General features: G+C 69.1%; 23 protein-coding genes. 12 read left to right on the top strand and 11 right to left on the bottom strand.

Annotated elements, in window-relative coordinates; genetic code table 11:
- Nucleotides 1–115 precede the first annotated feature (115 nt).
- The 4 genes from rpsO to AC0J5J_RS14775 all read right to left on the bottom strand — a co-directional run bounded on the left by rpsO (nt 116) and on the right by AC0J5J_RS14775 (nt 4,798).
- Complete coding sequence (gene rpsO, locus AC0J5J_RS14790) at nt 116–385, bottom strand: 30S ribosomal protein S15 (RefSeq protein ID WP_104101100.1); 270 nt, start codon at nt 383–385, stop codon at nt 116–118.
- Nucleotides 386–575: 190 nt separating this feature from the next.
- Nucleotides 576–1,694: an AI-2E family transporter gene (locus AC0J5J_RS14785; protein ID WP_134425676.1), complete on the bottom strand. Its 1,119-nt coding sequence runs from the start codon at nt 1,692–1,694 to the stop codon at nt 576–578.
- A gap of 125 nt (nt 1,695–1,819) precedes the next feature.
- The gene (locus AC0J5J_RS14780) at nt 1,820–3,697 is read right to left on the bottom strand and encodes a BCCT family transporter (RefSeq protein WP_474898688.1); all 1,878 of its coding nucleotides are present in this window, start codon (nt 3,695–3,697) and stop codon (nt 1,820–1,822) included.
- A gap of 210 nt (nt 3,698–3,907) precedes the next feature.
- Complete coding sequence (locus AC0J5J_RS14775; protein ID WP_474898686.1) at nt 3,908–4,798, bottom strand: LLM class flavin-dependent oxidoreductase; 891 nt, start codon at nt 4,796–4,798, stop codon at nt 3,908–3,910.
- Nucleotides 4,799–5,050: 252 nt separating this feature from the next.
- On the opposite strand from AC0J5J_RS14775, the gene AC0J5J_RS14770 reads away from it, so the two are divergent.
- The 4 genes from AC0J5J_RS14770 to AC0J5J_RS14755 all read left to right on the top strand — a co-directional run bounded on the left by AC0J5J_RS14770 (nt 5,051) and on the right by AC0J5J_RS14755 (nt 8,097).
- A complete protein-coding gene (locus tag AC0J5J_RS14770; protein WP_134425679.1) occupies nt 5,051–6,223 on the top strand; it encodes a M4 family metallopeptidase in 1,173 nt (390 codons plus the stop codon).
- 10 nt (nt 6,224–6,233) lie between these two features.
- Nucleotides 6,234–6,503 (top strand): protealysin inhibitor emfourin, encoded by a 270-nt coding sequence (locus AC0J5J_RS14765; RefSeq protein ID WP_474898685.1) that lies wholly within the window; start codon nt 6,234–6,236, stop codon nt 6,501–6,503.
- 119 nt (nt 6,504–6,622) lie between these two features.
- Nucleotides 6,623–7,558, top strand: a complete 936-nt coding sequence (locus tag AC0J5J_RS14760; RefSeq protein ID WP_474898683.1) for a hypothetical protein — start codon at nt 6,623–6,625, stop codon at nt 7,556–7,558.
- A 113-nt stretch (nt 7,559–7,671) separates the two neighbouring features.
- Entirely contained in the window at nt 7,672–8,097 is a 426-nt protein-coding gene (locus AC0J5J_RS14755) for a pyridoxamine 5'-phosphate oxidase family protein (RefSeq protein ID WP_134425682.1), read from the top strand.
- A gap of 174 nt (nt 8,098–8,271) precedes the next feature.
- Here AC0J5J_RS14755 and AC0J5J_RS14750 read toward each other — a convergent pair whose 3' ends face one another.
- The 4 genes from AC0J5J_RS14750 to AC0J5J_RS14735 form a co-directional block, all read right to left on the bottom strand.
- A complete protein-coding gene (locus tag AC0J5J_RS14750; protein WP_474898681.1) occupies nt 8,272–8,691 on the bottom strand; it encodes a hypothetical protein in 420 nt (139 codons plus the stop codon).
- Nucleotides 8,692–8,838: 147 nt separating this feature from the next.
- Nucleotides 8,839–9,210, bottom strand: coding sequence for an FKBP-type peptidyl-prolyl cis-trans isomerase (locus tag AC0J5J_RS14745; protein ID WP_198414267.1), 372 nt, complete (start codon nt 9,208–9,210; stop codon nt 8,839–8,841).
- 166 nt (nt 9,211–9,376) lie between these two features.
- Nucleotides 9,377–10,597, bottom strand: coding sequence for a PrsW family intramembrane metalloprotease (locus AC0J5J_RS14740; protein ID WP_474898679.1), 1,221 nt, complete (start codon nt 10,595–10,597; stop codon nt 9,377–9,379).
- 22 nt (nt 10,598–10,619) lie between these two features.
- Entirely contained in the window at nt 10,620–12,011 is a 1,392-nt protein-coding gene (locus tag AC0J5J_RS14735; RefSeq protein WP_474898677.1) for an FAD-binding oxidoreductase, read from the bottom strand.
- Nucleotides 12,012–12,166: 155 nt separating this feature from the next.
- Here AC0J5J_RS14735 and AC0J5J_RS14730 point away from each other — a divergent pair, with 155 nt between their 5' ends.
- From AC0J5J_RS14730 to AC0J5J_RS14720, 3 genes are all read left to right on the top strand, one after another.
- The gene (locus AC0J5J_RS14730) at nt 12,167–13,822 is read left to right on the top strand and encodes a DNA-3-methyladenine glycosylase 2 family protein (RefSeq protein ID WP_474900243.1); all 1,656 of its coding nucleotides are present in this window, start codon (nt 12,167–12,169) and stop codon (nt 13,820–13,822) included.
- Between the two features lie 9 nt (nt 13,823–13,831).
- The gene (locus tag AC0J5J_RS14725; protein WP_241972850.1) at nt 13,832–14,707 is read left to right on the top strand and encodes a fumarylacetoacetate hydrolase family protein; all 876 of its coding nucleotides are present in this window, start codon (nt 13,832–13,834) and stop codon (nt 14,705–14,707) included.
- A gap of 62 nt (nt 14,708–14,769) precedes the next feature.
- A complete protein-coding gene (locus AC0J5J_RS14720) occupies nt 14,770–15,543 on the top strand; it encodes a glycosyltransferase family A protein (RefSeq protein ID WP_474898676.1) in 774 nt (257 codons plus the stop codon).
- An 84-nt stretch (nt 15,544–15,627) separates the two neighbouring features.
- Here AC0J5J_RS14720 and AC0J5J_RS14715 read toward each other — a convergent pair whose 3' ends face one another.
- The gene (locus AC0J5J_RS14715; protein WP_134425687.1) at nt 15,628–17,175 is read right to left on the bottom strand and encodes an amino acid permease; all 1,548 of its coding nucleotides are present in this window, start codon (nt 17,173–17,175) and stop codon (nt 15,628–15,630) included.
- A gap of 219 nt (nt 17,176–17,394) precedes the next feature.
- On the opposite strand from AC0J5J_RS14715, the gene AC0J5J_RS14710 reads away from it, so the two are divergent.
- The 5 genes from AC0J5J_RS14710 (at nt 17,395) to AC0J5J_RS14690 (ending at nt 22,569) form a co-directional block, all read left to right on the top strand.
- Complete coding sequence (locus AC0J5J_RS14710; RefSeq protein WP_474898674.1) at nt 17,395–18,762, top strand: glutamine synthetase family protein; 1,368 nt, start codon at nt 17,395–17,397, stop codon at nt 18,760–18,762.
- Complete coding sequence (locus tag AC0J5J_RS14705) at nt 18,749–19,549, top strand: gamma-glutamyl-gamma-aminobutyrate hydrolase family protein (protein WP_474898673.1); 801 nt, start codon at nt 18,749–18,751, stop codon at nt 19,547–19,549. Before AC0J5J_RS14710 ends, AC0J5J_RS14705 begins: the two co-directional genes overlap by 14 nt.
- Nucleotides 19,546–20,907 carry an aldehyde dehydrogenase family protein gene (locus AC0J5J_RS14700; RefSeq protein WP_474898672.1) on the top strand — a complete coding sequence of 454 codons (1,362 nt, stop codon included), beginning with the start codon at nt 19,546–19,548 and terminating at the stop codon, nt 20,905–20,907. Before AC0J5J_RS14705 ends, AC0J5J_RS14700 begins: the two co-directional genes overlap by 4 nt.
- Before the next feature lie 56 nt (nt 20,908–20,963).
- The gene (locus AC0J5J_RS14695) at nt 20,964–21,755 is read left to right on the top strand and encodes a 3-oxoacyl-ACP reductase (RefSeq protein ID WP_166785575.1); all 792 of its coding nucleotides are present in this window, start codon (nt 20,964–20,966) and stop codon (nt 21,753–21,755) included.
- A 64-nt stretch (nt 21,756–21,819) separates the two neighbouring features.
- On the top strand, nt 21,820–22,569 hold the full coding sequence (locus AC0J5J_RS14690; RefSeq protein WP_241972852.1) for a FadR/GntR family transcriptional regulator: 750 nt from the start codon (nt 21,820–21,822) through the stop codon (nt 22,567–22,569).
- Between the two features lie 25 nt (nt 22,570–22,594).
- Here the strand turns inward: AC0J5J_RS14690 and AC0J5J_RS14685 are convergent, their stop codons facing one another.
- Both AC0J5J_RS14685 and AC0J5J_RS14680 read right to left on the bottom strand, forming a co-directional pair.
- Entirely contained in the window at nt 22,595–22,900 is a 306-nt protein-coding gene (locus tag AC0J5J_RS14685; RefSeq protein WP_241972853.1) for a hypothetical protein, read from the bottom strand.
- A gap of 154 nt (nt 22,901–23,054) precedes the next feature.
- Complete coding sequence (locus AC0J5J_RS14680; RefSeq protein WP_166785576.1) at nt 23,055–24,449, bottom strand: NCS2 family permease; 1,395 nt, start codon at nt 24,447–24,449, stop codon at nt 23,055–23,057.
- Nucleotides 24,450–24,558: the final 109 nt, after the last annotated feature.

Below are 24,558 nucleotides of genomic sequence, written 5' to 3'. Positions count from 1 at the left end.
ACCGCGCCGGGCCCGGGGATATTCCCGTTCCCCACTCCCGGACATACGAAACGGGCCGCCACCTTGAAGGTGACGGCCCGTTTGTAAGAAGATCGCGGTGTCTTCGAAAAGTGCCTTAGCGGCGCAGTCCGAGGCTGCCGATCAGCGTGCGGTACCGAGTGATGTCGACATCCGACAGGTAACCGAGCAGACGACGGCGCTGACCAACCATGAGAAGCAGGCCACGACGTGAGTGGTGGTCGTGCTTGTGCTCTTTCAGGTGCTCCGTGAGGTCCAGGATGCGCTGCGTGAGCATGGCAATCTGCACTTCGGGGGACCCGGTGTCGCCTGGGTGGGTAGCGTACTTTTCGATGATCGCCTTCTTTGCATTAGCTTCGAGTGCCATAGATGGGATCCCCTTTCTCTCACTGCGCGGTGCCCGGGGCCGAATGCCTGGGCTCTCTTGATCCGCGGCCGTCAAACGGCAACCCACCGAGTTTAGCAGAGTCGGGGCGGCCGGCAGCTCCGCGCGGCGATCCCGGCCGGGACGGCGAGCAGTTGGGGGGGCGTGCAGGGGCGCCGAGGATGTCCGGGCCCTAGGCAGGCACCGGCCGGTGCCGGAGTGAGAACTTGGCCCGCTTCGTGATCGACTCGTCGGGGCCGTCCCAGACCTTGATCATCGCCCAGCCCACGGCCACGAACGGCACCGCGAGCACGGCCCCGGCGATGCCGCCGAGGATGGTGCCCACGGTCAGGGCGATGAGGATCACCAGCGGATGCAGCTTCAACGAGCCCGCCATCACCACCGGGTTGAGCAGGTCGCCCTCGATCTGGTTGACCACGACCACGATGGCCACCACGATCAACGCCACGAGGGGACCGTTGGCCACCAGGGCCACCAGGGCGGCCAGGATGCCTGCGACGGTGGCCCCGATCAGCGGGATGAACGCCGTCAGGAACACGATCACGGCCAGTGGCAGGGCCAGCGGCACCTGCAGGATGGCCAGCCCGATGCCGATCAGTACGGCGTCGAAAAGGGCGATGATCGCAGTCCCTCGCACATACTGACCGAGCACCGTCGGGGTGACGTCACCGATCCGGTGTGCCCGCTCGAGCGGCCCGCCGTGCAGGAACCGGAGGAAGAACCCCCAGATCTGGCCGCCGTCCTTGAGGAAGAAGAACAGGATCACCAGCACCAGCAGGGCCCCGGTGACCAGTTCCACCGCGGCGGACACGCCCGCGAGGGCGCCGGTGCCGAATTGCGCGCTGGTCACGAAGCCCACGATCGCGTTCCGCACCGCGTTGAACTGCTCGGAGTCCAGCTCCAGCGGCCCGTCCACCAGAAGCCCCTGCAGCTCGTCGAGCCCGTCGCTGGCGGCCACCACCAGCGCACCCCACTGGTTGCGCACCGCGAAGACGATGAGCGTGACGATGCCGCCGAGGATGAGCGCCCCCGCCAGCAGGGTGATCCAGGTCGCGAGGATCCTCGGCAGGCCGCGCTTCCGCAGCCAGCCGACCAGCGGCGCCAGCGCCGAGGCCAGGATCAGCGCCACCAGCACGGGGATGACCACGAGTTTCACCTGGACCAGGGCGTAGACGGCGCCGCCCGCCAGAACGATGACGACGATGATCTGGGCAGAGCGCACGGCTATCCGGCCGAGTCGGTCGGTCAGCAGGGTCTGCAGAGGCTGGTGTGAGGTGTCGGCGGCGCGCATGCCTCCACCATAGGCACGTGTCCGGCGCCGGGATACGGCCCTGGAATCAGGGGCTCCTGAGCAGCAGCCGACCGCGCCTCAAACGTGGTTCCCGCATCGACGTCTGAGGCCCGCGCGTCGAAGGTCTACCGCGTCGCCGGCTCGACCTGTTCGACCTGTTCAACCTGCTCGACCGGCTCGACCGGCTCCGACTCGGTCAGGTTCGCCTGCTCGGCGACGTCCGATTCCGCGCGGGCGTGCTCCACCGGATGCTTGCGACGCCAGAGCTTCCACCGGCGCTGTTCCCCATCGGAGAGGGCCGCGGTGATCCGGTCGTCCATCTGGTCGCCGAAGTGGTCGTCGAAGTTCTGCTCCAGGTGGTCGGTGACCTTCTTGCTGATCCGTCCGGCCAGCTCTTCCCGGCGCTGGCGCCGTTCGAGGCGCACCAGCACCTGATGCTCCTCCTGGAAGGCCTTGTAGGTGGCGAAGCACATGCCGATCATCACCACGCTGACCGGGATGGCCGTGAGGATGGCTCCGGTCTGCAGTGCCGCGAGACCGCCGGCCAGCAGGAGGGCGATGGCGACGAGCCCGCCGAGGCCGGCCCAGAGGATGCGGCTCCACTTGGGTGGGTTGGTGTCGCCGCCGGAGGCGAGCATGTCGATGACCAGCGATCCGGAGTCGGCCGAGGTGATGAAGAAGATGGCGACCACGATCACGGCGAGCACCGAGAGCACTGCGCCGAACGGCAGTCCGGAGAGGAAGTCGAAGAGCACGTTCTCGGGGATGATGCCGACCTCCGGGTCGAACAGGCCACCGCCGCTGCCGTCCCAGGCCTGCTTGATGGCGCTGCCGCCCATCACCGCGAACCACGCGAACGTCACCAGGGTGGGCACCAGCAGCACGCCGGCCACGAACTCGCGCACCGTGCGGCCGCGGGAGATCCGGGCGATGAAGACGCCGACGAACGGCGCCCACGAGATCCACCAGCCCCAGTAGAAGACGGTCCAGGCACCCTGCCAGTCGAGGCCGGTCTGGCCGGTGAAGGAGCCGGCGTCGAACGTGAGCCCGACGACACCCTGCAGGTAGCCGCCGATGGATTCGACGAACACGCGCAGCAGGTAGAGCGTGGGGCCGAGGAGCAGAACGGCCACGAGCAGCAGCCCGGCCATGCCGAGGTTGATGTTCGAGAGCCACTTGATGCCCTTGCCCACACCGCTGACGACGGATGCCGTGGCGATCAGGGTGATCACGACGATGAGCCCCACGAGCAGGGTGTTGTCGACCTCGCCCACGACGCCCAGGTGGTGCAGGCCGGCGGCGATCTGCTTGACGCCCAGCCCGAGGGAGGTGGCCACGCCGAAGAGGGTTCCGACGATCGCGATCACGTCGATGGAGTCGCCGAGGCGCCCGCGCACCCGGTCTCCGAGAAGAGGTTCCAGGGCCCAGCGGATCGAGACGGGACGTCCCTTGCGGTGGATGGCGTAGGCCAGTGAGAGTCCGACGACGGCGTAGATGGCCCAGGCGTGGAAGCCCCAGTGCAGGAACGTCTGCGACATGGCGGCCGCGGCCAGTTCCTGGCTGCTGCCCGTGACGCCGGGCTTCGGGTCGGTGAAGTGGGTGAGCGGTTCGGCCGTGCCCCAGAACACGAGGCCGATGCCCATGCCGGCGGCGAAGAGCATCGAGAACCAGGACATGAGCCCGAACTCGGGCACGTCGTCGTCCTGGCCGAGTTTGATGTCACCGAACCGGCTCATCCCCATCCAGACCGCGAAGACCACGAACCCGGCGACGATGATCAGGTAGTACGGTCCCAGGCCGGCCACGACCCAGCCCTGTAGCAGGCTAAGGGTGTCGCCCGTGCGGGTGGGGAAGACGATGGCGATGACAACGATGGCCAGGATGATGATCAGGGCCGGGAAGAAGACCCGGGGCGCCGGCACGATCTTGCCGCGCTCGCGGTGGCGGGAATGGTCCGGGCGTCGATCGTCGGTTCGGTTCGGTACGGAGAGTGGTGCAGTCACGTCGTGCTTTCTGGATCGGGAGCATGGTCCGCGACCGGCAGGGAGAGGCCGGTGCGGAACGGAGAGCGTGTCAGCGCCTCGTCCACGAGGCCTGCAGCGAAAACGGGACCCGGGTCCAGAAGTGGAGGCGGGCGCCGGAGGGCGAATCCTCCAGACTACAGCCCGTGGGGCTTCGAGCTGACGGCTGCTCAGTATCTCCCGTGCTTCCGCTCAGGTCCTCAGCCGCCGCATCGCGGCCGGCATCTGCTCCAGAACGGCCTCCGATCCGGTGTAGACGCCGCTGCTGCGCGGCCAGTGGCAGATCACATCCGTGAAGCCGAGGGAAGCGGCGCGGCCGACGGCATCCTCGAAGGCGGCCATTCTCCGCAGCGAGTAGCTGCCGCCACTGTCGAGCGACAGGTACCGGTCGATTCCGGCCGGGTCACGGCCCAGGGCGAGCGCCGTATCGTCGAGCCGGTGCGCCAGGGCGGCGACCGAGGCCCACCAGGCGTCGCCCTCCGCCCCGTCGGCTCCCGTCGTCACCCAGCCGGAGCCGTGCGTCGCCACGAGGCGCAGCCCCCTGGGCCCGTTCGCGGCGATCACGAACGGAACCCGCGGCTGCTGGGCCGGCACGCCGACCATGCGGGCGGCGACCGCGCTCGCCCATTCGCCGCTGAAACTGATGCCGCCGCCACCCGGTTCTTCGTGGCGCAGCAACGCGTCGAGGTGCGTGACGAACTCCCTGAAGCGCTCCGAGCGCTGCTTCGGGGTGTACTCGGGCTGGCCGAGCACGGTGGCGTCGAACCCGGTCCCGCCCGATCCGACACCGAGCAGGAATCGCCCGCCCGCGATGTCATCGAGCGTGGCGATTTCCTTGGCGAAGGTCACCGGATGCCGGAAGTTCGGTGACGAGACCAAGGTGCCCAGCCGGATCCGGGAGGTGACGACCGCCGCCGCAGTCAGGGTCGGAATCGTCGCATGCCACGGCTGGTCGGCCAGGGACCGCCAGGACAGATGGTCGTAGGTCCAGGCGTGATCGAAACCGAGCCGCTCCGCCTCCTCCCAGCGGCGACGGGCAACGGGCCACGAGTCCTGCGGGAGAATGACGATTCCGAAGCGCATGCTGTGAGTCTACGGAGCGCCTTCGCACACGCCTTCTCGGCCGCAGGCGGTGGTGCTATTAATGATGCGCGACCGGCATTCTTTCCTCCTCAGGCAGCCGGTCCGCCAGCTGAGGACAGCAGACCCCCGCGGCGGCAAGCGGCCCACGTTCCGGATGCCGCCGCGGGCCTTCCCAGGCCGGGTCGGCCGCTCGCCGGGTCCAATCGGCCTCTTCCTGTGGTGCGCGTCACCGGCAGGTGCCACACTCGATCCATGACAGGCTCAACGCACAAGGCCACCCGGTGCGCGATCGTGCCGCCCTACCTCCTGGTGCGGCTGGCCCGGGTCGACGATCCCCGGCTCGCAGCAGCAGCCGAGGCAGCGAGGCGGTCGCTGATGCGGGACACGCCGATCCGCGACCTGCGCGCGGCGAAGCATCCGTCGCCGCCCCGCCCCGGCGTGAGCGGCGCCGCGCCGGTGCGCGGCCGTCTCGACCGGGCCGTGTCGGATGCCGGCAGCCTGGAGCGCCTGCCGGGCCGGCTGGTACGCCGCGAGGGGCAGCCGCCCGGGGCAGACCCGGCGGTGACCGAGGCCTGGGAGGGTCTCGGCGACACCCATTCCCTCTTCTGGAACGTGTTCGAGCGTGACTCGATCGATGACCGCGGTCTGACGCTGGAAGCGACCGTGCACTACGGCCGCAACTACGACAACGCGTTCTGGGACGGCGAACGCATGGTGTTCGGCGACGGCGACGGCCAGGTCTTCAACCGGTTCACGTCCTCGGTGACGGTGATCGGGCACGAACTCACGCACGGAGTCACCCAGTTCACGGCCGACCTTGCCTATGAGGGGCAATCCGGCGCGATCAACGAATCCCTGTCGGACGTTTTCGGGTCCCTGGTGGAGCAGCACGCGCGGGGCCAGTCCGCTGCCGAGGCCGGATGGCTGATCGGGGAGGGGCTCTTCACCGATCAGGTGCAGGGGGTCGCGTTGCGGTCGCTCAAGGCGCCCGGAACCGCCTACAACGACGATGTACTCGGTAAAGATCCGCAGCCGGCGCATCTGTCCGGCTACATCGAGACCGAAGACGACAACGGCGGGGTTCATCTGAACTCCGGCATCCCGAACCGGGCGTTCTACCTCGTGGCCACCGCGCTCGGCGGCAACGCGTGGGACACGGCCGGCCGAATCTGGTTCGACACGCTCACCTCCGGCACGCTCCCCCGCACAGTGGACTTCGCCGGGTTCGCCCGGGCAACCTCGCGGGCTGCAGTCACGCGCTACGGCGCCGGGTCCCGCGAGCACGACGCGGTCATCGCCGGGTGGAGCGAGGTCGGCCTGGGCGGCGGACTCGGTGCCGGCTGGGGCACCCGATCCGCGTCCCGACCGGGGAGTTCGCCGGTCGCCGGCCGCGCCTTCGTCGATCCCGGCATCCGACCGGAGTAACATCGGCCCCATGAAGGTCGTCGTCTCCAGAAGCGGTGGCTTCGCCGGCATCCGCACCACCTGGGAGGTCCAGGTGGACGAGCAACCCGACCGGTCCGCCTGGGCGGAACTTCTCGGCGGGCTGCCGTGGGACGCGGTCTCCGAGACCGCGCCGCAACCCGACCGGTATGTCTACCGCATCCGCTGCGCCCCGCACGAAGTCGTGCTCGGCGAGCAGCAGGTCTGCGGGCCCTGGAAAGAACTCATTGACCGGGTCAGAGGCGTGAATGACGCCCCCTGAACCATCCGTCGTCGCATCAGCCTGAGGATCCCCTGTTAGAGTGGCACTGATAAAGGGGGCTCGCCATCGCTAATCTGCCGGCTGTAAAATCTTCACGTTCTTTCTTCCGTCCTTCGGCATTGAACCACTCGATTGCGTTGGCACTGGGCCTCCTCCTCGCGGCGTTCGTCCTGAGCGCGTCGCCCCTGATGGCCGCCTCAGCTGCGCCGTCGTCACCGGACGTCAACCAGTGCAACGGCACCGACAACGTCGGAGGCCAGGCTGTGGTGTGTGATATCACCATCACCAACAACTACGACCTGGACGCCAACACGACCAGTTCGACCGTGACCACGAGAGAATGCCACGGCTTCGCCGGTGCTCCGCCATCGATCACCTGCGAGACCCTGACCGAGTCCTATCCGCAGCTCACGCTGACGGCCACGCAATGCAACGGCTCCGGCAACAACGGTGGCTCGAACGTCATCTGCAATGTCTCGATCATCAACAACATCACAGGCTCCTTCACCACCACCGCCGCGACCGTCAACCAGTGCCTCGAATCAGGTACCGGCGGCGGCACCCAGCCGACGGTGGACTGCGACCCGCTGCAGAACACCAACCTGGCCACCGCCACCATCGTCCAGTGCAACGGCTCCGGTAATGGCGGCGGCGGCACCGACCGGGTGAACTGCACCGTCGGCGCGTCAACCCAGACGTCCGCTCTTCCGCTGATCAAGGTCAATCAGTGTGTCGGTTCAGGCACCGGCGGCGGCGCGACCGTGGACTGCTCCACGCGCCTGACCAACAACGTCGTTCCTGCGGCCGAGATCCCCCCGGTCGACACTGAGACCGACACGCCAACCGAGTCCGAGACCGAAACAGATACCGTGATCGAGACGGAGACGGCGTCCCCGATGGTGGCTCCCATCGTCGCGGCCGCTCCCGAACTCGCCGCGACCGGCGTCGACTCGGCTCCACTGCTCATCTCCGTCGGCACAGGCTTCCTGCTCCTCGGAGTCGGTGCGCTCCTGGCCATGCGGCGCACCGTCGTGCGCCCGGTCCGACAGGACTGACCGGTTCGCTGAACAGCGCAAAACGCGCCCACCTTCCCGTCGGGAAGGTGGGCGCGTTTTTTTGGTGCCCGGCACCTGCTCGCGCCGGCCCGGACCGCGTGGGACTATGAGTCATGGAAACCAACGACCTGTATCCGGTTCAGAATCTCACCGAGGACGACTGCTGGGATCTCCTGATCTCGTCCAGTTTCGGGCGACTGGCGCTGAGCATCTCCGGTGAACCGGACATCTACCCGGTGAACTTCGTTGCCGTGGACAAGCGTCTGCTGTTCCGCACCGCCGAGGGCACGAAACTCCTCGAGCTCACGGTGAACAATCGGGTCGCCTTCGAGACGGACGGCGTCGGCCGGAGCGAGGCGTGGAGCGTCGTGGTGCGCGGCGAGGCCCGTGTCCTCGAGAAGGAAACCGAGATCGAGGCCGCAGACCAGCTGCCGCTGCGCCCGTTGATCCCGACCCTGAAGTACATCTACGTTGAGATCGTCCCGACAACGGTCACGGGCCGCCGGTTCCAACTCGGCCCGGAACCCGACCGATACTAGGCGCAGGTGTTTCGAGCCCAGGCTCGGTGTCGTCCTGATCAGCGTGCCGAGCTGGGCGGAGCCATCGGCCAGCCGTTCAACGTGCACCCCCGCCTCGGCGCAGGTTGTGGAAGGTGGCGCACGGTAGAACGTGCGCCGGCTTCCACAGGGTGCGCCGCGGCGCACCGGGGCCGGTCAGGCCGGAGAGTCGGCGGTGAGGCTGAGCAGGCGCAGGAGGGCGTCTGCGTAGGCGTCCGCGGGGTCAGCGGCGTCGAACGCTTCCGGTGAGCCGGCCAGGTCGACCGTGACCCGGTAGCGGTCCTCGCCCAGACGGGCCAGGGAGCGGAAGCTGGTGCGCAGCAGGTCGCGCAGCTGGTCCTCGCGGGGAAGCCAGAGCGCATCCTCGAGGGCCAGGGAGTCCAGAGCCCACTCGGTCGTGCCGTTGAAGCCGAGGATGGTGCCCGTGTCGAACTCGTGCGGCTCGATCGTCATGTCACTGACCGTGAACACATCGCTCTCGAAACCGGTGCGTTCGATTCGAAAGGCGTCTCCGGACAGGGGCCGCCAGCGCAGCCCGGCGTCGGCCAGGGCCCGAGCACTATCGATTGAGATCATGAGGCCGACTCCGCCCAGTAGCGTTTTGTGGAGAACGATGTTCCCGGGGCGCTGTCAGCAGCGGATGCGCGCAGTCGCCCCGAATAACGCACGCGCGAATCGACCACGATTCGGGACGATTCGCACGTGCGTGCATCAGCGTGAGGCCTAGCGGGTGCCGAGCAGGTCGATCACGAAGATCAGGGTCTGGCCGGAGAGACGGTGTCCTCCGCCGGCGGGACCGTAGGCCAGGTGCGGCGGGACGACGAGCTTGCGACGTCCGCCGACCTTCATCCCGGGGATACCCTGCTGCCAGCCGGCGATGAGCTGGCCAAGCGGGAAGTTGATCGACTGGCCGCGGCTCCAGGAGGAGTCGAACTCGTCGCCGGTGTCGTATTCGACACCCAGGTAGTGCACGTTGACGGTGGCGCCGGGGGTTGCCTCGGCTCCCTCGCCCACCACGATGTCGGTAATGGTCAGTTCCACGGGGGCCGGGCCCTCGGGAGCGTCGAGTTCGGGCTTGGTATTCAGATCAGTCATCCCCCTATCCAATCGGATTCGGCGCCCGCACGCACGTCGAGAATTCCCCCTTGCGCGAACGCACGTACGAGGCGCACCATGTCAGTAGAACTCGCTGCACCGGGAGAGTTGTCGGCAGTGCCACACCACCGGGGCGGCGAGTCCTTTTGCCCTCACACCGGTCCGATCACACCGGCCCGATCACACCGGCCCGATCCCGCTGGATCAGGCCCAGCAGCTCGGACTCGTCGGCCCGGTCGACGTTGACGAAGGTTCCGTTCAGCATCCGTTGCCGGGCGAAGGCGAGGCGGGTGGAATTCTGGATGAAATCACGCATCGCCTGTTTGCGGGCCGGTGGCTGCCGGGCTGCCCAGGCACGGGCCTGCCGACGGCCGCCGCGGGTGGCCAGCATGCCCACCTCGGCGAGGCTGAACCAGCCTGCCGCCGCGTACTCCCGGAGCCGGAGCGCAGTGACGCGTTCCTCCTGGCGTCGGAGCACGATCACGACGGCGATCGCGGCCAGGAACAGGGGAACCTGCACGACCAGGTAGTAGACCACGAGCGACTCGCCGGCCACGAGGTAGAAGGCGCCGTTCCAGACGAAGTGAAGGAACATCGCCGAGACGAACCCCAGCACGATCGTTCCGACGGCCGCCGCCGGGCGCATCCGGGACGCCAGTCCGCAGGCGATCCCGATGCAGGCGGTGAACATGACGTGCGCGAACGGGGACAGCACGCCGCGCACCAGGAACGTGAAGCCCAGGTTCGCGGCGCCGCCCTCGATCATCGCCACCCCGAAGTACTGGATGTTCTCGGAGAAGGCGAATCCGGCGGCGATCGTCGCGGCGTAGACGACTCCGTCGACGGGCCCGTCGAAACGGTGACGGAACACCCAGAAGATCAGCAGCACCCCGGCGCCCTTGGCTGCCTCCTCGACGAGGGGCGCTTGAACGACGGCCGCGGCGAAACCGCCATCCGTTTCGCTGAACCCGGTGCCGGCCCGGGCCAGTTGCACGCCCAGGTCGAAAAGCAGGGCGGTCACGACGGACACCCCGGCACCCCAGAGGAAGGCGAACCAGAGGGCCGGTCGCGGTTCCGGTTCCCAGCGGTCGATCCAACGCACCGCGAGCAGGATGCCCAGCAGCGGGATGAGCGCCAGAATCAGGCCGACCAGCAGCGTGCCGGCACCCAGGAAGGTGGCCAGGTACACGAAAACCAGGAACAGCGCGGCCGCCGCGATGACGATGCCGACGATCGCCAGCGCGACGAGGCCGGGACGGGTGCGGCGCACCGGGGCGGTCCAGACCGGACGCACCGGCTGGGCGGCCGGCTGCACGGCCGCCGGCGCGGGGCCGGCCGGATGCTCGTGCGGGGCGGCGGAGTGCGCCGCAGGAGGCTCGTGGGTCATGCCCACCAGACTATCGGCGCGCTCAGACCTCGAACATCGTGCCGGGGTTGAGGATGCCGAGCGGGTCGAATACGGCCTTGATCTGGCGTTGCAGTGCAAAGCTCTGGTCGCCGAGCTCCTCGGCCAGCCAGCGGCGCTTCAGCTGCCCGACCCCGTGCTCGCCCGTGAGGGTGCCACCCAGTTCGAGGGCGGCACGGAAGAGCTCACCGGCCGCGGCCCACACCGCCTCGGGCACGACCGGCTCCGCGTTGCCCCGGTGCGGGTCGACGGGAATCACGAAGTTGGGGTGCAGGTTACCGTCGCCGGCATGAGCCACGGTGGGGATCGGGATGCCCGTGCGGGCGCTGATCTCGGCGATCCGCCCGAACATGTCGGCGAGCCGGGATCTGGGCACGCAGACATCCTCGATCAGAACCTCGCCGTGGGCGGCGAGCGCCGGGTGCGCTGCCCGGCGCACCGCCAACAGACGATCGGCGGATGCGGCATCACTGGACACGCGCACCTCCCCGCCCGCAGCGCGCAGCACGGCCACGGCTTGCTGCGCCTCGGCCTGGCTCGCCGGGCCATCCGTCTGCACCAGCAGGAACGCACCTCCCGCCGGGACTCCGTCCGTGAGCTCGGGGCCGAGGTAGGCCACGATCAGGGCCAGGGCCACCGGATCGATCAGTTCCATCACGGCCGGGCGAAGCCGGGCCGCCGTGACGAGAGCGGATGCCGCGGCCGCCTGCGCCACGTCGGGGAACACGGCGCCGATCGTGACGGTCTCGCCCGCGGGCACGGCCCGTGCCCGCACGGTGGCCTCGACGATCACGCCGAGAGTGCCCTCCGAGCCGGTCAGCAGGGCGGTCAGGTCGTAACCCGTGACGCCCTTGACGGTGGCTCGCCCGGTCTTCAGCAGGCTGCCGTCGGCGAGCACCACCGTGAGCGCCAGCACCGCCTCCCGGGTCACGCCGTATTTGGCGCAGAGCAACCCGCCCGCGTTCGTGGCGATGTTGCCGCCCACCGTGGAGATCGCCCGGCTCGCCGGGTCGGGCGCGAACCACAGTCCGTGGGCGGCGAGGGCGGCGTTGAGGTCGCCGTTCAGCACGCCCGGTTCGACCACGGCCAACTCGTCCTCCGGCCGGATCAGGACGATCCGGTTCATTCGCGCGAGGCTCAGCACGATGCTTCCGTTCGTGCCGCACGCTCCCCCGGCCAAACCCGTACCCGCACCGCGGGTGATCACCGGGATGCGGTCTTCGGCTGCGATGCGCAGCGTGGCCTGCACGTGCCGGGCGGATGCCGCGTGCACGATCGCGAGCGGCATCCCCGGGGCCACCCATCCCGACTTGTCGGTGCGCGTGGCGGCGAGCTCCGCCGGATCGACGCTGACGTGGGTGCCGAGCTCGGCCTGTAGGCGCTCCAGTGCGGTCATGGGCCCACAGTACCGGCAGCGACACCGGCACCGCGCCGAGGGTCGGCCGTGGCCGATTCCCGCTGGTGCGCATCCGTCGACGGTGTCAGGCTGGACCGGTGACCAGCACCCGCCCCGCCGTGCCCGACCCGGCCTTCGCCGAACGGTACCGTGCCATGTCCTCCCGGGACTCCCGCTTCGACGGGCAGTTCATCACGGGCGTGCACTCCACCGGGATCTACTGCCGGCCCAGCTGCCCGGCCGCCACGCCGAAGCCGTCGAATGTGTCGTTCTACCTGACCAGCGCGGCCGCGCACGAGGCCGGCCTGCGGGCTTGCAAACGCTGCCTGCCCGACGCCGTCCCCGGGTCGCCGGAATGGGACATCCGTGACGACCTGGCGGCCCGGGCCATGCGGCTGATCGGAGACGGCCTGGTCGAACGGGAGGGCGTACCCGGGCTCGCCCGTCGCCTCGGCTACAGCGAGCGCCACCTCACCCGCGTGCTCGTCTCCGAACTCGGCGCCGGGCCGCTCGCACTCGCCCGGGCGCACCGCGCGCAGACCGCCCGGATGCTGTTGGTCGGCACGGATGTCCCGATCACCGACGTGGCCTTCGCCGCCGGGTTCGGCAGCGTGCGCCAGTTCAACGACACCATCGCCGCCGTCTATGAGCGCACCCCGACCGAGTTGCGCCGCGCCTACTCCCCCGCGAAGCCCCCCGGCCGCGAGAGCGCACTATCTGCCCCCTCAGCGTCCCCGAAGGGGCAGATAGTGCGCTCTCGCGAGGTGGTGGACGGCGGGGGCGGGACGGGGGGCGGGACGGGGATCAGTTTGCAGCTGGTGGCCCGGGCTCCGTTCGACGGGGTGGGGGTGCTGCGCTTTTTGGCCGCACGGGCGCTCGCCGGGGTGGAGCAGGCGACGGATGCCCGCTACGCGCGCACGCTGCGCCTGCCGGCCGGCCCCGCGACGGTGGAGCTGGCCCTGACGGGGCCGCCGTCCGCACCGGGCGTCACCTGCCGTGCCCGTCTGACCAGCCTCGCCGACCTGGCCCCGCTCGTCAGCCGGGTGCGCCGGCTCCTGGACCTGGACGCGGATTCGCAGGCGATCGACCGGGCGCTGTCCGGGGACCCGCACCTCGCGGCCGGGGTCGCGGCCACGCCCGGGATGCGCGTGCCCGGCAGCCTCGACCCGGAGGAAACGCTGTTTCGCGCACTGATCGGCCAGCAGGTGTCCGTGGCCGCCGCCCGCACGGTGCTGACCCGGCTGGCCGAGGCGCTCGGCGAGCCGTTCCCCGGCGCGGACACGGCCGACAGCGCGACCGACAGCGCGGCCGACGGCGCAGCCGACCGTGACGCACACACCGCCGGCAGCGCCCAGGCCGGGCACTCCGCACCTCTCACCCGGTTGTTCCCGACCGCCGAGCGGATCGCGGCCGAGGGACGCACCGTGCTGCGCGGCCCGGCCAGCCGGGTCGACGCGATCATCCGGGTGGCGGAGGCGCTCCGCACGGGGGACCTGGTGCTCTCGTTCGGTCAGAGCCGGGAAGACCTCGAGAGCCGGCTGATGGCTCTGGCCGGGATCGGGCCGTGGACGGCCGGCTACGTGGCCCTGCGCGTGCTGGGGACCCCGGACATCCTGCTGACCAGCGACCTGGCCCTGCGGCAGGGGGCCGGGCGGCTCGGCCTGCCTGCGGATGCCCGCCACCTCGCCCGTCACGGGGCCGCCTGGGCACCGTGGCGCAGCTATGCCGGCATGCACCTGTGGCGCGCGGCGAGCGCAACGACGAGCGCCACGACGAGCGCCGCGAACCGGGACCTCTCCCCGGCCAGCTAGCCTGAAGAGGTGAAATTCGCCCACCTCAGAGTTGAAGGTCAATCCACTCCGCGTCTCGCCGCCGTTTTCGACGAGGCTGCCCTGTTCCTCGACGAGATCATGGACGAGGCCCCCCGCGACCTGCAGGACCTGATCGAAAAGGGCTCCGACGAGTACGACCGGGTGCGTGCCCTGAGCCAGAACGCCGCAGCGCAGGGAGCCACCCTCACCCCGCTCAGCGAACTGCGCTACTCGTCCGCCGTGCTGCGCCCGCCGCAGATCATCGCGATCGGCGCGAACTACGCCGCCCACTCCTCCGAGCTGAAACTGCGCGTCGAGACGGCCGCGACCGTGTTCTCGCTCTGGCCCAACTCCCTCACCGGGCATGAAGCCACGATCACGTGGCCGACCGACCTGACCGGCCAGGTCGACTACGAGGCCGAACTCGGCGTGATCATCGGCACGGCCGCCCACCACGTGTCGGTGGCGGACGCCCTCGATCACGTCTTCGGCTACACGGTCGTCAACGACATCACGGCGCGCGACCTGCAGTTCTCCGAAGCGCAGTGGTCACGGTGCAAGTCATTCGACGGCTTCACTCCCACCGGGCCGGTCGTCATCACGGCCGACCAGATCGCCGACCCGCAGGACCTGTGGCTCACCACCCACGTCGACGGCCGCGTCCTGCAGGATGCCTCGAGCGGTGACATGGTGCGCTCGGTCGCCGAGATCATCTCCTACCTCTCCAGCACCGCCACCCTGCTGCCGGGCACGCTGATCTCCACCGGCAGCCCGGGTGGCGCGGGCTACAGCCGCAAGCCGCCGGTCTTCCTGCGCGACGGCTCGACCGTGACGATCACGATCGACAAGATCGGATTCCTGACCACGCACTGCCGCGCGATCTGACCGGGCGCACAATGTCCGAACAGCACGACAGCTGCGCTCCCACGCGAAGGAAAGCAGGCCGGATGACGATATCCGTTGTGATCCCCTGCTACAACGACGCGGTTTTCCTGGAGAAGTGCCTCGACGCCCTGGCTCGGCAGGACCGCTCGCCCGACGAGGTGATCGTCGTCGACAATGCGAGCACGGATGCCTCGGCGGAGATCGCACTCTCCGCCGGCGCCCGGGTCGTGCGTCTACCGCAGCGGGGCATCTGGCCGGCGGCGGCGGCCGGCTACGACGCGGCAACGGGTGACGTGATCGCCCGGCTCGACGCCGACTCCGTGCCGCCGGCTGACTGGCTGGCACGGATCGAGTCTGCCCTGGTGGACTCCCCCCGGACGGACCTGGTCACCGGACCCGGTGATTTCTACGATTGCAGCCCGCTCGTGGCCTGGCTGGGCGGCACCTTCTATATCGGCGGCTACTTCTTCTGGACGCTGTTCTGGCTGGGCCACCGCCCGGTTTTCGGCTCGAATTTCGCCATGCGCCGGGCTGTCTGGCTGGAGGCCCGCCTGCGGGTCCACCGCGACCGTGACGACATCCACGACGACCTCGACCTGAGCCTGAACCTGAGTCCGATGGTGAAGGTGCGGTACGACCCCACGCTGCGGGTCGCCATCTCCGGCCGCCCCTTCGACACCTGGAGCGGCTTCGCCCGCCGGGCACGATGGGGCGGCCGCACGTTCCTGCAGGACTGGCCGGCGGACAACCCGTGGCGCCGGCACGCAACCCGGTCCGCGATGCGGCTGCACCGGGCGGGGCTCAACCGGGTCCAGCGCCCCCGGGTCGGCCGCTGACCGTTCCCCGTCTGGTCAGCCCGGCGATCTGCCGCGGCGGGAGCACCCGGGGTGCCCGGGTCGCCGAGCGACCATCACCCCGGGTTACGGCGCGGTCGAGTCGTCCCGGCCGTCGAGAGCCAGTAGTTGCTCCTCCACTGTGCCGCCGTACCCTTCCTTCTGCGGGTCGCCGTGCAGGCCGCCGGACACCGCGTACTCCTCCTCCGGAGAGAGCACGAGGCGCTTGCGCCCGTAGAGCGCGAAGATCAGCAGCATGACCACGTAGACCACGGCCACCGCCGCGATCGCCGGGCGGGCCGGCTCATTGATGAAGAACCCGAAGAAGATGGCCAGGGAGAGGATGCCGGCGATCACGGCCCCGGGAACACCCCACGGGCTGCGGTACGGCCGGTTCGCGTTCGGGTACTTCTTGCGCAGCACGACGAACGAGATCATCTGCAGGATGTAGGCGATCACGGCCCCCCAGACGGCGATGTTCAGCACGATCGCCCCGGCGACGCCGCCGGTGCCGCCGAGCGCGTCGACGAGGATCAGGGCCACGAAGCCGATCAGGGCCCCCACGAGCAGCGCCACGGCGGGGGTCTGGCGGCGGCCGGTCAGGGAGAGGAACTTCGGGTAGTAGCCGGCCCGCGAGAGGGAGTACATGTTGCGTCCGTAGGCGAACATGATTCCCTGCAGGGAGGCCAGCAGTCCGACCAGTGCGAACAGGGCGAGCACGGCGGCGGCCTCGTCGCCGACCATCGCCCGGAAGCCGTCGAGCAGAGGCTCCCCGGCGGTGGCGATGTTCGACGCCCCGACGATTCCGGTGTTGAGCACCAGCACGAGGATGCCGGTGACGATGAGGGTCGAACGGGCGATGAGACCAGCTCGCGGGATGTCCCGCACCGGGTCGTGCGCCTCCTCCGCGGCCAGCGGGAGCTCCTCGATGCCGAGGAAGAACCACATGGCGTAGGGCAGCGCGAACAGGATCGGCACCACACCGAACGGCAGGAATTCGGACTGGCCGGCCTCCGGGGCGATATCGAACAGGTTGTCGACGCTGAACAGGCCGGAGAAGGCCGCCATCACGGAGAACACCAGCAGGATGCCGATGGAGACGATCGAGACCACGATCGCGAACCGGAACGAGATCGCGGCGCCGGCCGCGTTCAGGCCGATGAACACGGCATAGAGGATGGCCCACCACGCCCAGGCAGGCAACGAGACTCCGAGCAACTCACTCGTGATGCCGTCGGCGTAGGACGCCGAGAAGTACACGATCACGGCGGTGGTCGCGACATATTCGATGGTCTCGGCCAGCCCGGTGACGAAGCCGCCCCACGGCCCGAGTGCCGCCCGGGCGAAGGAGTAGGCCCCGCCCGTGTGCGGCATCGCCGATGCCATCTCACCGATCGCGAAGATCATGCCGTAGTACATGACGATCAACAGGGCGAAGGCGATCAGCATCCCGCCGAAGCCGGCGAAGTCGATGCCGAAGTTCCAGCCCGAGAAGTCTCCGGAGATGACCGCGGCGACAGCCAGGCCCCACAATCCCCAGATGCCGGCGGTGCGCTTGAGCTTGCGTTTCTCGAAGTAGCCTGCCTCAGCCGTCGTGTAGGTCACGCCCGAGACGTTCAAGGTGTCTTTGGACATCCTGGTTTCCTTTGCGCTCTGGTTGCGCGCCTCGGCAGACGAGCGGCAACGCCGTGAGTTTTCTTGGCATGACTATAGGGCTCCAATGGTGGTGTGTACATACCTTTATGGTCCCGTTTCCGGCGGGATCGTACGGATAAATTGGCCGTGGCCGCGTGCGCGATGTGTGGTCTAATGGTCGGAAGTTCTCGATTTGACCGCCTCGATGAGGAGAAGTTGATGACACTCAGTTCCGGAAATCTCACGCTCGAAGACCTCACGGCACTGGTGCGGGCCGGTGAAATCGACACGATCGTCGTTGCCTTCACCGACATGCAGGGGCGGCTGGTGGGCAAGCGGGTCTCGGCGCGGCTCTTCCTGGAAGACGTGGCGAGCCACGGCGCGGAATGCTGCAACTACCTGCTCGCGGTCGACGTGGAGATGAACACGGTGGACGGCTATGAGATGTCGAGCTGGCGGCGCGGCTACGGCGACATGGCCATGATCCCCGACCTCGGCACGTTGCGCCGGGCGCCGTGGCTGCCCGGTGCCGCCCTCGTCACGGCCGACCTGCAGTGGCTCGACAAGACCCCGGTCGTGGCGTCCCCGCGCCAGATCCTGAAGGCGCAGCTGGCGCGCCTGGCGGATCGCGGGCTCGTTCCCTACGTGGGCACCGAGCTGGAGTTCATCGTCTTCGACGACGGTTATCGCGAGGCCTGGAAGAAGGGTTACCGCGACCTGACCCCGGCCAGCGACTACAACATCGACTACGCCCTGCTCGGCTCCACCCGGATGGAGCCGTTGCTGCGGGACATCCGTAACGCCATGGACGGCGCCGGCATGTACTGCGAGGGCGTCAAAGGCGAATGCAACCTGGGCCAGCAGGAGATCGCGTTCCGGTACACCGACGCCCTGGCCACCTGCGACAACCACTCGATCTACAAGAACGGGGCCAAGGAGATCGCGGACGCCCACGGCAAGAGCCTGACCTTCATGGCCAAGTTCAACGAGCGGGAGGGCAACAGCTGCCACATCCACATCAGCCTGCGCGGCACCGACGGGTCCGCCGTCTTCGCCGAGAAGGATGCCGATTACGGCATGTCTCCGTTGTTCCGCCACTTCCTCGCCGGTCAGCTCGCGGTGATGCGTGAGCTGACCCTCTTCTCAGCACCGAACATCAACTCGTACAAGCGCTACGTCAGCGGCAGCTTCGCACCGACCGCCATCGCCTGGGGAATCGACAACCGCACCTGTGCCCTGCGCGTGGTCGGTGCCGGCCTCGGCCTGCGGGTGGAGAACCGGGTTCCGGGCGGCGACGTGAACCAGTACCTGGCCGTGGCCGCCCTCATCGCGGCCGGCCTCTACGGCATCGAGAACGAACTCGAACTGGACGACGTCTTCGTCGGAAACGCCTACGAGAGCGACGCGGAACGCGTGCCGGCCTCACTGCGGGAGGCCGCCGCTCTGTTCGCAACCTCGGTGGTCGCCCGGGAGGCGTTCGGCGATGAGGTCGTCGACCACTATCTCAACAACGCCCGGATCGAGCTGGAGGCCTACGACGCGGCGGTCACCGACTGGGAGCGGGTGCGCGGTTTTGAACGCCTCTGATCCCGGGAACGTCTCTGAACCCCGCTCATCTCGCCCCATCATCGGCCTGACCACCTATCTGGAGCAGTCCCGGACCGGTGTCTGGGACGTGCCCGCTGCCTTCCTGCCTCGGGTCTACTTCGACTCCGTCATCCAGGCGGGCGGCATCGCTGTGCTGCTGCCGCCTCAACCCGTGGACGCGGCCATCGCCGACCGGGTGCTCGACGGCCTTGACGGGCTGGTGATCACCGGCGGCAAGGATGTCGACCCGGCCCGCTACGGCCAGGCGGCGCACGTGGCCACGGATGAGCCCCGGCCGGACCGTGACGCGTGGGAACACGAGCTGATCCACCGGGCCATCGCCCGGGAGCTGCCGCTGCTCGGCATCTGCCGCGGCGCCCAGATGCTCAACATCGCGCAGGGCGGCACCCTGCACCAGCACCTGCCCGACGTCATCGGCCATGGTGACTACCAGACCGGCAACGGCGTGTTCACGATTGTGGACGTGCACGTTGAACCGCACTCGAAGCTGCACGGGCTGCTGGACGCCGTCGATGTGCCGCTGCCCGTTCCCGTCTACCACCACCAGTCCATCGACCGGGTCGGCGCCGGCCTCTCCGTGACCGCACGCACCGGGGACGGAGTGGTGCAGGCCGTGGAACTCACCGGCGTTCCGTTCGGGGTGGCCGTGCAGTGGCATCCGGAGCAGCACGAGGACCTGCGCATCTTCGCGGGCCTCGTCGACGCGGCGGCCCGCTACCGGACCGACCGGGAACAGTCGAACCGCCAGGAAAGGGACCACCCGTGAGCAGCTACACCGTCATCAATCCGGCCGACGAGACACCGGGAGCCGTGGTCGAACACCTCGACACGGATGCGACCGACGAGGCGGTCGTGCGGGCGGTGGCCGCGCAACGGCTCTGGGCCCGGGTGGCCCCCGCCGACAAGGCCGCCGTGCTGCGCCGCTTCGCGGAGGCCGTGGACGGGGACCGGGAGAACCTGGCCCGCATCGAAATGGCCAACTCGGGGCATCCGATCAGCCAGGCCCGCTGGGAGGCCGGCCATGTGCGCGACGTGCTCACCTACTACTCCGCCGCCCCCGAGCGCCTGTTCGGCCGCCAGATCCCGGTGTCCGGCGGGCTCGACCTCACCTTCCAGGAGCCGTTGGGTGTGGTCGGCATCATCACCCCATGGAACTTCCCGATGACCATCGCGGCCTGGGGATTCGCCCCCGCCCTCGCGGCCGGCAACGCCGTGCTGCTGAAGCCGGCGGAATGGACGCCGCTCTCCAGCATCCGTCTGGGCGAACTGGCCCGGGAGGCCGGCCTGCCGGAGGGTTTGTTCCAGGTGCTGCCCGGCCGCGGTTCGGTGGTCGGCGAACGGTTCGTGACCCACCCCCAGGTGCGGAAGGTCGTGTTCACCGGGTCGACCGCTGTGGGCAAGCGGATCATGGCCGGCTGCGCCGCCCAGGTCAAACGGGTCACCCTGGAACTCGGCGGCAAGAGCGCCAACATCGTCTTCGCCGACTCCGACCTGGAGAAGGCCGCCGCCGCGGCGCCGTCCGGGGTGTTCGAGAACGCCGGCCAGGACTGCTGCGCCCGCAGCCGCATCCTGGTGGAACGACGCGTCTATGACCGGTTCCTGGAACTGCTCGAACCGGCCGTCGCCGCCGTGCGCGTGGGCGATCCCGCCGACGAGGGCACCGAGATGGGGCCGCTCGTCTCGGCCGCGCACCACGCTGCGGTCTCGGCCTATGTTCCGGAGGGCTCTCCCGTCGCGTTCCGCGGCAGCGCTCCGACCGGCCCGGGCTTCTGGTTCCCGCCGACCGTGCTCACGCCGGACTCCCGTACCGACCGCTCGGTCACCGACGAGATCTTCGGACCCGTCGTCACCGTGCTGCCCTTCGACGGGGAAGAGGATGCCGTGAGTCTCGCCAATGACACCGACTACGGTCTCTCCGGCTCGATCTGGACGCGGGACGTGGGCCGGGCGATCCGGGTGGCCCGAGCCGTGGAGTCCGGGAACCTGTCGGTCAACTCGCACTCCTCGGTGCGCTACTCCACCCCGTTCGGCGGATTCAAGCAGTCGGGCCTCGGCCGGGAACTGGGCCCGGACGCCCCGCTCTCGTTCACCGAGACCAAGAACGTCTTCATCGCCGTCGACTGAGCCCGCATCCTCGTCACCCCCCCCCCCCGATCCCCGATTTCATTCAAGGAGTCAGCATGAGCAGCCTCACCCCCATCGACCTCACCCAGCGGCTCGCGGGCCGCGTCGCCGTGATCACCGGCGGCGCCAGCGGCATCGGCCTGGCCACCGCGAAGCGGTTCGCCGCGGAAGGAGCGACGGTCGTGATCGGCGACCTCGACGAGACAGCCGGGCTCGCGGCCGCCGACCTGCTCGACTGCCTCTTCGTGAAGGTGGACGTGACCGACGAGGACGAGGTCAACGCACTCTTCGATACCGCGTACCTCACCTACGGCGCCGTCGACGTGGCATTCAACAATGCCGGCATCTCCCCACCCGACGACGACTCGATCGAGACGACCGAGCTGCCCGCCTGGCAGCGGGTGCAGGACGTCAACCTGAAGTCGGTGTACCTGTGCTGCCGGTCCGCCCTGCGCTACATGGTGAAGCAGGGGCGAGGGTCGATCATCAACACCGCCTCGTTCGTGGCCGTGCTCGGCTCCGCCACCAGCCAGATCTCGTACACCGCCTCGAAGGGCGGAGTGCTCGCGCTCAGCCGCGAGCTGGGTGTGCAATTCGCGCGCCAGGGCATCCGGGTCAACGCCCTCTGCCCCGGCCCGGTGAACACCCCGCTGCTGCAGGAACTGTTCGCGAAAGACCCGGAACGCGCTGCCCGCCGCCTGGTGCACATCCCGGTCGGGCGATTCGCGGAACCCGAGGAGCTCGCGGCCGCGGTGGCCTTCCTGGCCAGCGACGACTCGTCATTCATCACGGGCTCCACGTTCCTGGTCGACGGCGGCATCAGCTCGGCCTACGTGACGCCGATGTAGCGGTCCGGGAGGGCAGGCAAACCGTGATGGGATGGGAGACCGACCAGAAGCCAGGACCAGGACAGTGACCGACGACGAACAGCCCGGACTCGACAGCGGACTGCTGCTGCGCCCCGTGCACAGCGGCAACGCCTTCGAGGAGACGGTGCAGCGGCTGTTGCAGACCGTTCGTCTCGGCCTGATCGCACCCGGTGAGCGGCTTCCCGCCGAACGTGAACTCTCGACCATGCTCGCCGTGAGCCGGGACACGTTGCGGGATGCGATCGCGTCCCTGGCCGAGGCCGGCTACCTGGTCTCCCGGCGCGGCCGCTACGGCGGCACTTTCGTGAGCGAGTCCCTCCCCCGGCAGACCCCCGGCCCGGGCGCCGAGGGCGGCCTGGCGGCACGCCGGGACATCCCCGTGGCCGAGATCGAGGATGCGCTCGCCCTGCGGGAGATCCTAGAGGAGGGCGCCGCCCGGCACGCCGCCGCACGCACCCTGTCCCCCGCCGAGCGCGAGGTGCTGTGGAACAGCCTGGCCGATTCGATCGGCGCCACCGGCGAGGACTATCGCCGCCTGGACTCGAGGCTGCATCTCACGATCGGCGAGCTGGCCGGCGCCCCGTCGCTGGTGCCGCTGCTGGCCGAGGTCCGGATGCGGGTGAACGAGCTGCTCGACAGCATCCCGTCGCTCGGCCCGAACATCGCGCACTCGGACCGGCAGCACGAGCAGATCGTGACCGCGATCCTGACCGGCCGGCCCGATGCCGCCGCGCAGGCGATGGCCGAGCATCTGGCCGGCACCGCCCTGCTGCTGCGGGGCTTCCTGGAGTAGGAGTGCAGCGTTGGGCTGCCGTACGTCAGATCAGGAACGCGAACGGCAGGGCCAGCAGTCCGAGCGCCAGTGCCAGCAGCACCAGCAGCAGCGAGCCGGCCAGCAGCACCGCGTTGAGCACGATGCCCCAGATCGCGAGGGTGCGCGCCTGCGGTTCCCGGCCGAGGGCGAGGATGCCGGCGACGAGGCCCGCGATGGGCACGAGGAAGGTCCAGCCGGCGAGGATCGACACGAGGCCGAGCACGAGGCTGGACACGGCCAGGGGGCTGCTCGCCGCGGGGAGGGGTTCGGCGGTGTAGGCCGGCGCCTGGTCGGGAGCGATGCGTGACATGGGTGGTTCTCCGTTCGATGGTTCGGTGGGGAGCAGCGGATGCCACTCTCCCACCGACACTACGGAGCATCCGTGCCGGCGCCCATGGGGTTAGCCCCCGAATCGAACCGGGGAGAACACGGTTGCGCCGCAGGGTGCGTCCCGGCCGACCGGGTTACGCGCCGAACCAGACCTCGATCGGGCCGCGCACGAAGAAGACCAGGAAGCCGACCGCGACCGCCCAGAGCAGCGGGCTGATCTCGCGGGCCTTGCCGGAGAACGAGCGCACCAGCACCCAGGCGATGAAGCCCGCGCCGATGCCGTTGGCGATGGAGTAGGTCAGCGGCATCACGATGATCGTGAGGAACACCGGGAGCACGATGGAGAACTCGGAGAAGTCGATGAACCGGATCTGGGACACCATCATGGCCCCGACGATGACGAGGGCGGCAGCAGCCACCTCGAGCGGCACGATCTGGGTGAGCGGGGTGAAGAACATGGCGGCGAGGAAGAGGAGGCCGGTGACGATGTTGGCCAGCCCGGTGCGCGCACCCTCGCCGATACCGGCGCCGGACTCGATGAAGACCGTGTTCGAGGAGGCGGAGCTGGCTCCGCCGACGACGGCTCCCACTCCCTCCACGATCAGGGCCGACTTCAACCGGGGGAAATTACCCTTCTCGTTGGCGACGCCGGCCTCATTGGCCAGGCCGGTCATGGTGCCCATGGCGTCGAAGAAGTTCGTGAACACGAGCGTGAACACGAGCATCGAGGCCGCCAACACGCCGATCCGGTCGAAGGCGCCGAAGGAGACCTGGCCGACGAGGCTCAGGTCGGGCAGCGAGACGATGGAGGTAGGCAGCACCGGGGCGTTCAGGTTCCAGCCGTCCGGGTTCTGCCCGAACGACGGCCCCACTTTGAAGATGGCTTCGAGGACAACGGCGATCAGCGTGGTGGCGACGATTCCGATCAGCAGCGCTGCCTTCACCTTGCGGGCGACCAGGATGCCGAGGATGATCAGGCCGAGCACGAACACGGCCGTCGGCAGGCTCACGACGGAGCCGTTCTCGCCCAGCTGCACGGGCGGCGACGCCACACCGCTCGAGCGCACGAATCCGGAGTCGACCAGGCCGATGAAGGCGATGAACAGGCCGATGCCGACCGTGATGGCGATCTTCAACTGACGTGGCACGGCGTTGAAGATGAGCTCCCGCATGCCGGTCGAGGCCAGCAGCACGATGATGAGCCCGTTGATGACGACGAGCCCCATGGCCTCAGGCCAGGTCACCTGGCCGACGACGCTCACGGCCAGGAATGAGTTGATCCCGAGACCGGCGGCGAAACCGAACGGCAGCCGGGCGATGGCGCCGAACAGGATCGTCATGACGCCGGCGGTGAGAGCGGTGACAGCAGCGACCTGACCGTTCGGCAGCCAGCCGCCGACCACGTCGACCGCCGCCTGGTCGGCGCTGAAACCGCCGAGGATGAGCGGGTTGAGGATGACGATGTAGGCCATCGTGACGAACGTCACCAGGCCGCCGCGGATCTCACGGCCGTAGGTCGAACCGCGCATCGTGATTTCGAAGTAACGGTCGATGCGGGCCTTGAGCCCGGGGTTGGGCGTGCCGACCGGGGTGTCCGGCTTCGGGGCAGGCGTGGATGACGTGTGGGTCTCTGTTTCA

This window comes from Cryobacterium sp. TS_SC_7 (assembly GCF_056156285.1).
The sequence above is the reverse complement of the archived record's forward strand: the minus strand, read 5'-3'. Positions and strand labels throughout refer to the sequence as shown.

Excerpts from the sequence above, each read along its gene's own strand:
- AC0J5J_RS14735 (WP_474898677.1), bottom strand. The coding sequence starts at position 12,011 with ATGACCGCACTGGAGCGCCTACAGGCCGAGCTCGGCACCCACGTCAGC.
- AC0J5J_RS14685 (WP_241972853.1), bottom strand. The coding sequence starts at position 22,900 with ATGTCACGCATCGCTCCCGACCAGGCGCCGGCCTACACCGCCGAACCC.
- AC0J5J_RS14740 (WP_474898679.1), bottom strand. The coding sequence starts at position 10,597 with ATGACCCACGAGCCTCCTGCGGCGCACTCCGCCGCCCCGCACGAGCAT.
- AC0J5J_RS14775 (WP_474898686.1), bottom strand. The coding sequence starts at position 4,798 with ATGCGCTTCGGAATCGTCATTCTCCCGCAGGACTCGTGGCCCGTTGCC.
- AC0J5J_RS14730 (WP_474900243.1), top strand. The coding sequence starts at position 12,167 with ATGTCCTCCCGGGACTCCCGCTTCGACGGGCAGTTCATCACGGGCGTG.
- AC0J5J_RS14745 (WP_198414267.1), bottom strand. The coding sequence starts at position 9,210 with ATGACTGATCTGAATACCAAGCCCGAACTCGACGCTCCCGAGGGCCCG.
- AC0J5J_RS14765 (WP_474898685.1), top strand. The coding sequence starts at position 6,234 with ATGAAGGTCGTCGTCTCCAGAAGCGGTGGCTTCGCCGGCATCCGCACC.
- AC0J5J_RS14720 (WP_474898676.1), top strand. The coding sequence starts at position 14,770 with ATGACGATATCCGTTGTGATCCCCTGCTACAACGACGCGGTTTTCCTG.
- AC0J5J_RS14750 (WP_474898681.1), bottom strand. The coding sequence starts at position 8,691 with ATGATCTCAATCGATAGTGCTCGGGCCCTGGCCGACGCCGGGCTGCGC.
- AC0J5J_RS14710 (WP_474898674.1), top strand. The coding sequence starts at position 17,395 with ATGACACTCAGTTCCGGAAATCTCACGCTCGAAGACCTCACGGCACTG.
- rpsO (WP_104101100.1), bottom strand. The coding sequence starts at position 385 with ATGGCACTCGAAGCTAATGCAAAGAAGGCGATCATCGAAAAGTACGCT.
- AC0J5J_RS14695 (WP_166785575.1), top strand. The coding sequence starts at position 20,964 with ATGAGCAGCCTCACCCCCATCGACCTCACCCAGCGGCTCGCGGGCCGC.
- AC0J5J_RS14755 (WP_134425682.1), top strand. The coding sequence starts at position 7,672 with ATGGAAACCAACGACCTGTATCCGGTTCAGAATCTCACCGAGGACGAC.
- AC0J5J_RS14680 (WP_166785576.1), bottom strand. The coding sequence starts at position 24,449 with ATGCGCGGTTCGACCTACGGCCGTGAGATCCGCGGCGGCCTGGTGACG.
- AC0J5J_RS14715 (WP_134425687.1), bottom strand. The coding sequence starts at position 17,175 with ATGTCCAAAGACACCTTGAACGTCTCGGGCGTGACCTACACGACGGCT.
- AC0J5J_RS14770 (WP_134425679.1), top strand. The coding sequence starts at position 5,051 with ATGACAGGCTCAACGCACAAGGCCACCCGGTGCGCGATCGTGCCGCCC.
- AC0J5J_RS14785 (WP_134425676.1), bottom strand. The coding sequence starts at position 1,694 with ATGCGCGCCGCCGACACCTCACACCAGCCTCTGCAGACCCTGCTGACC.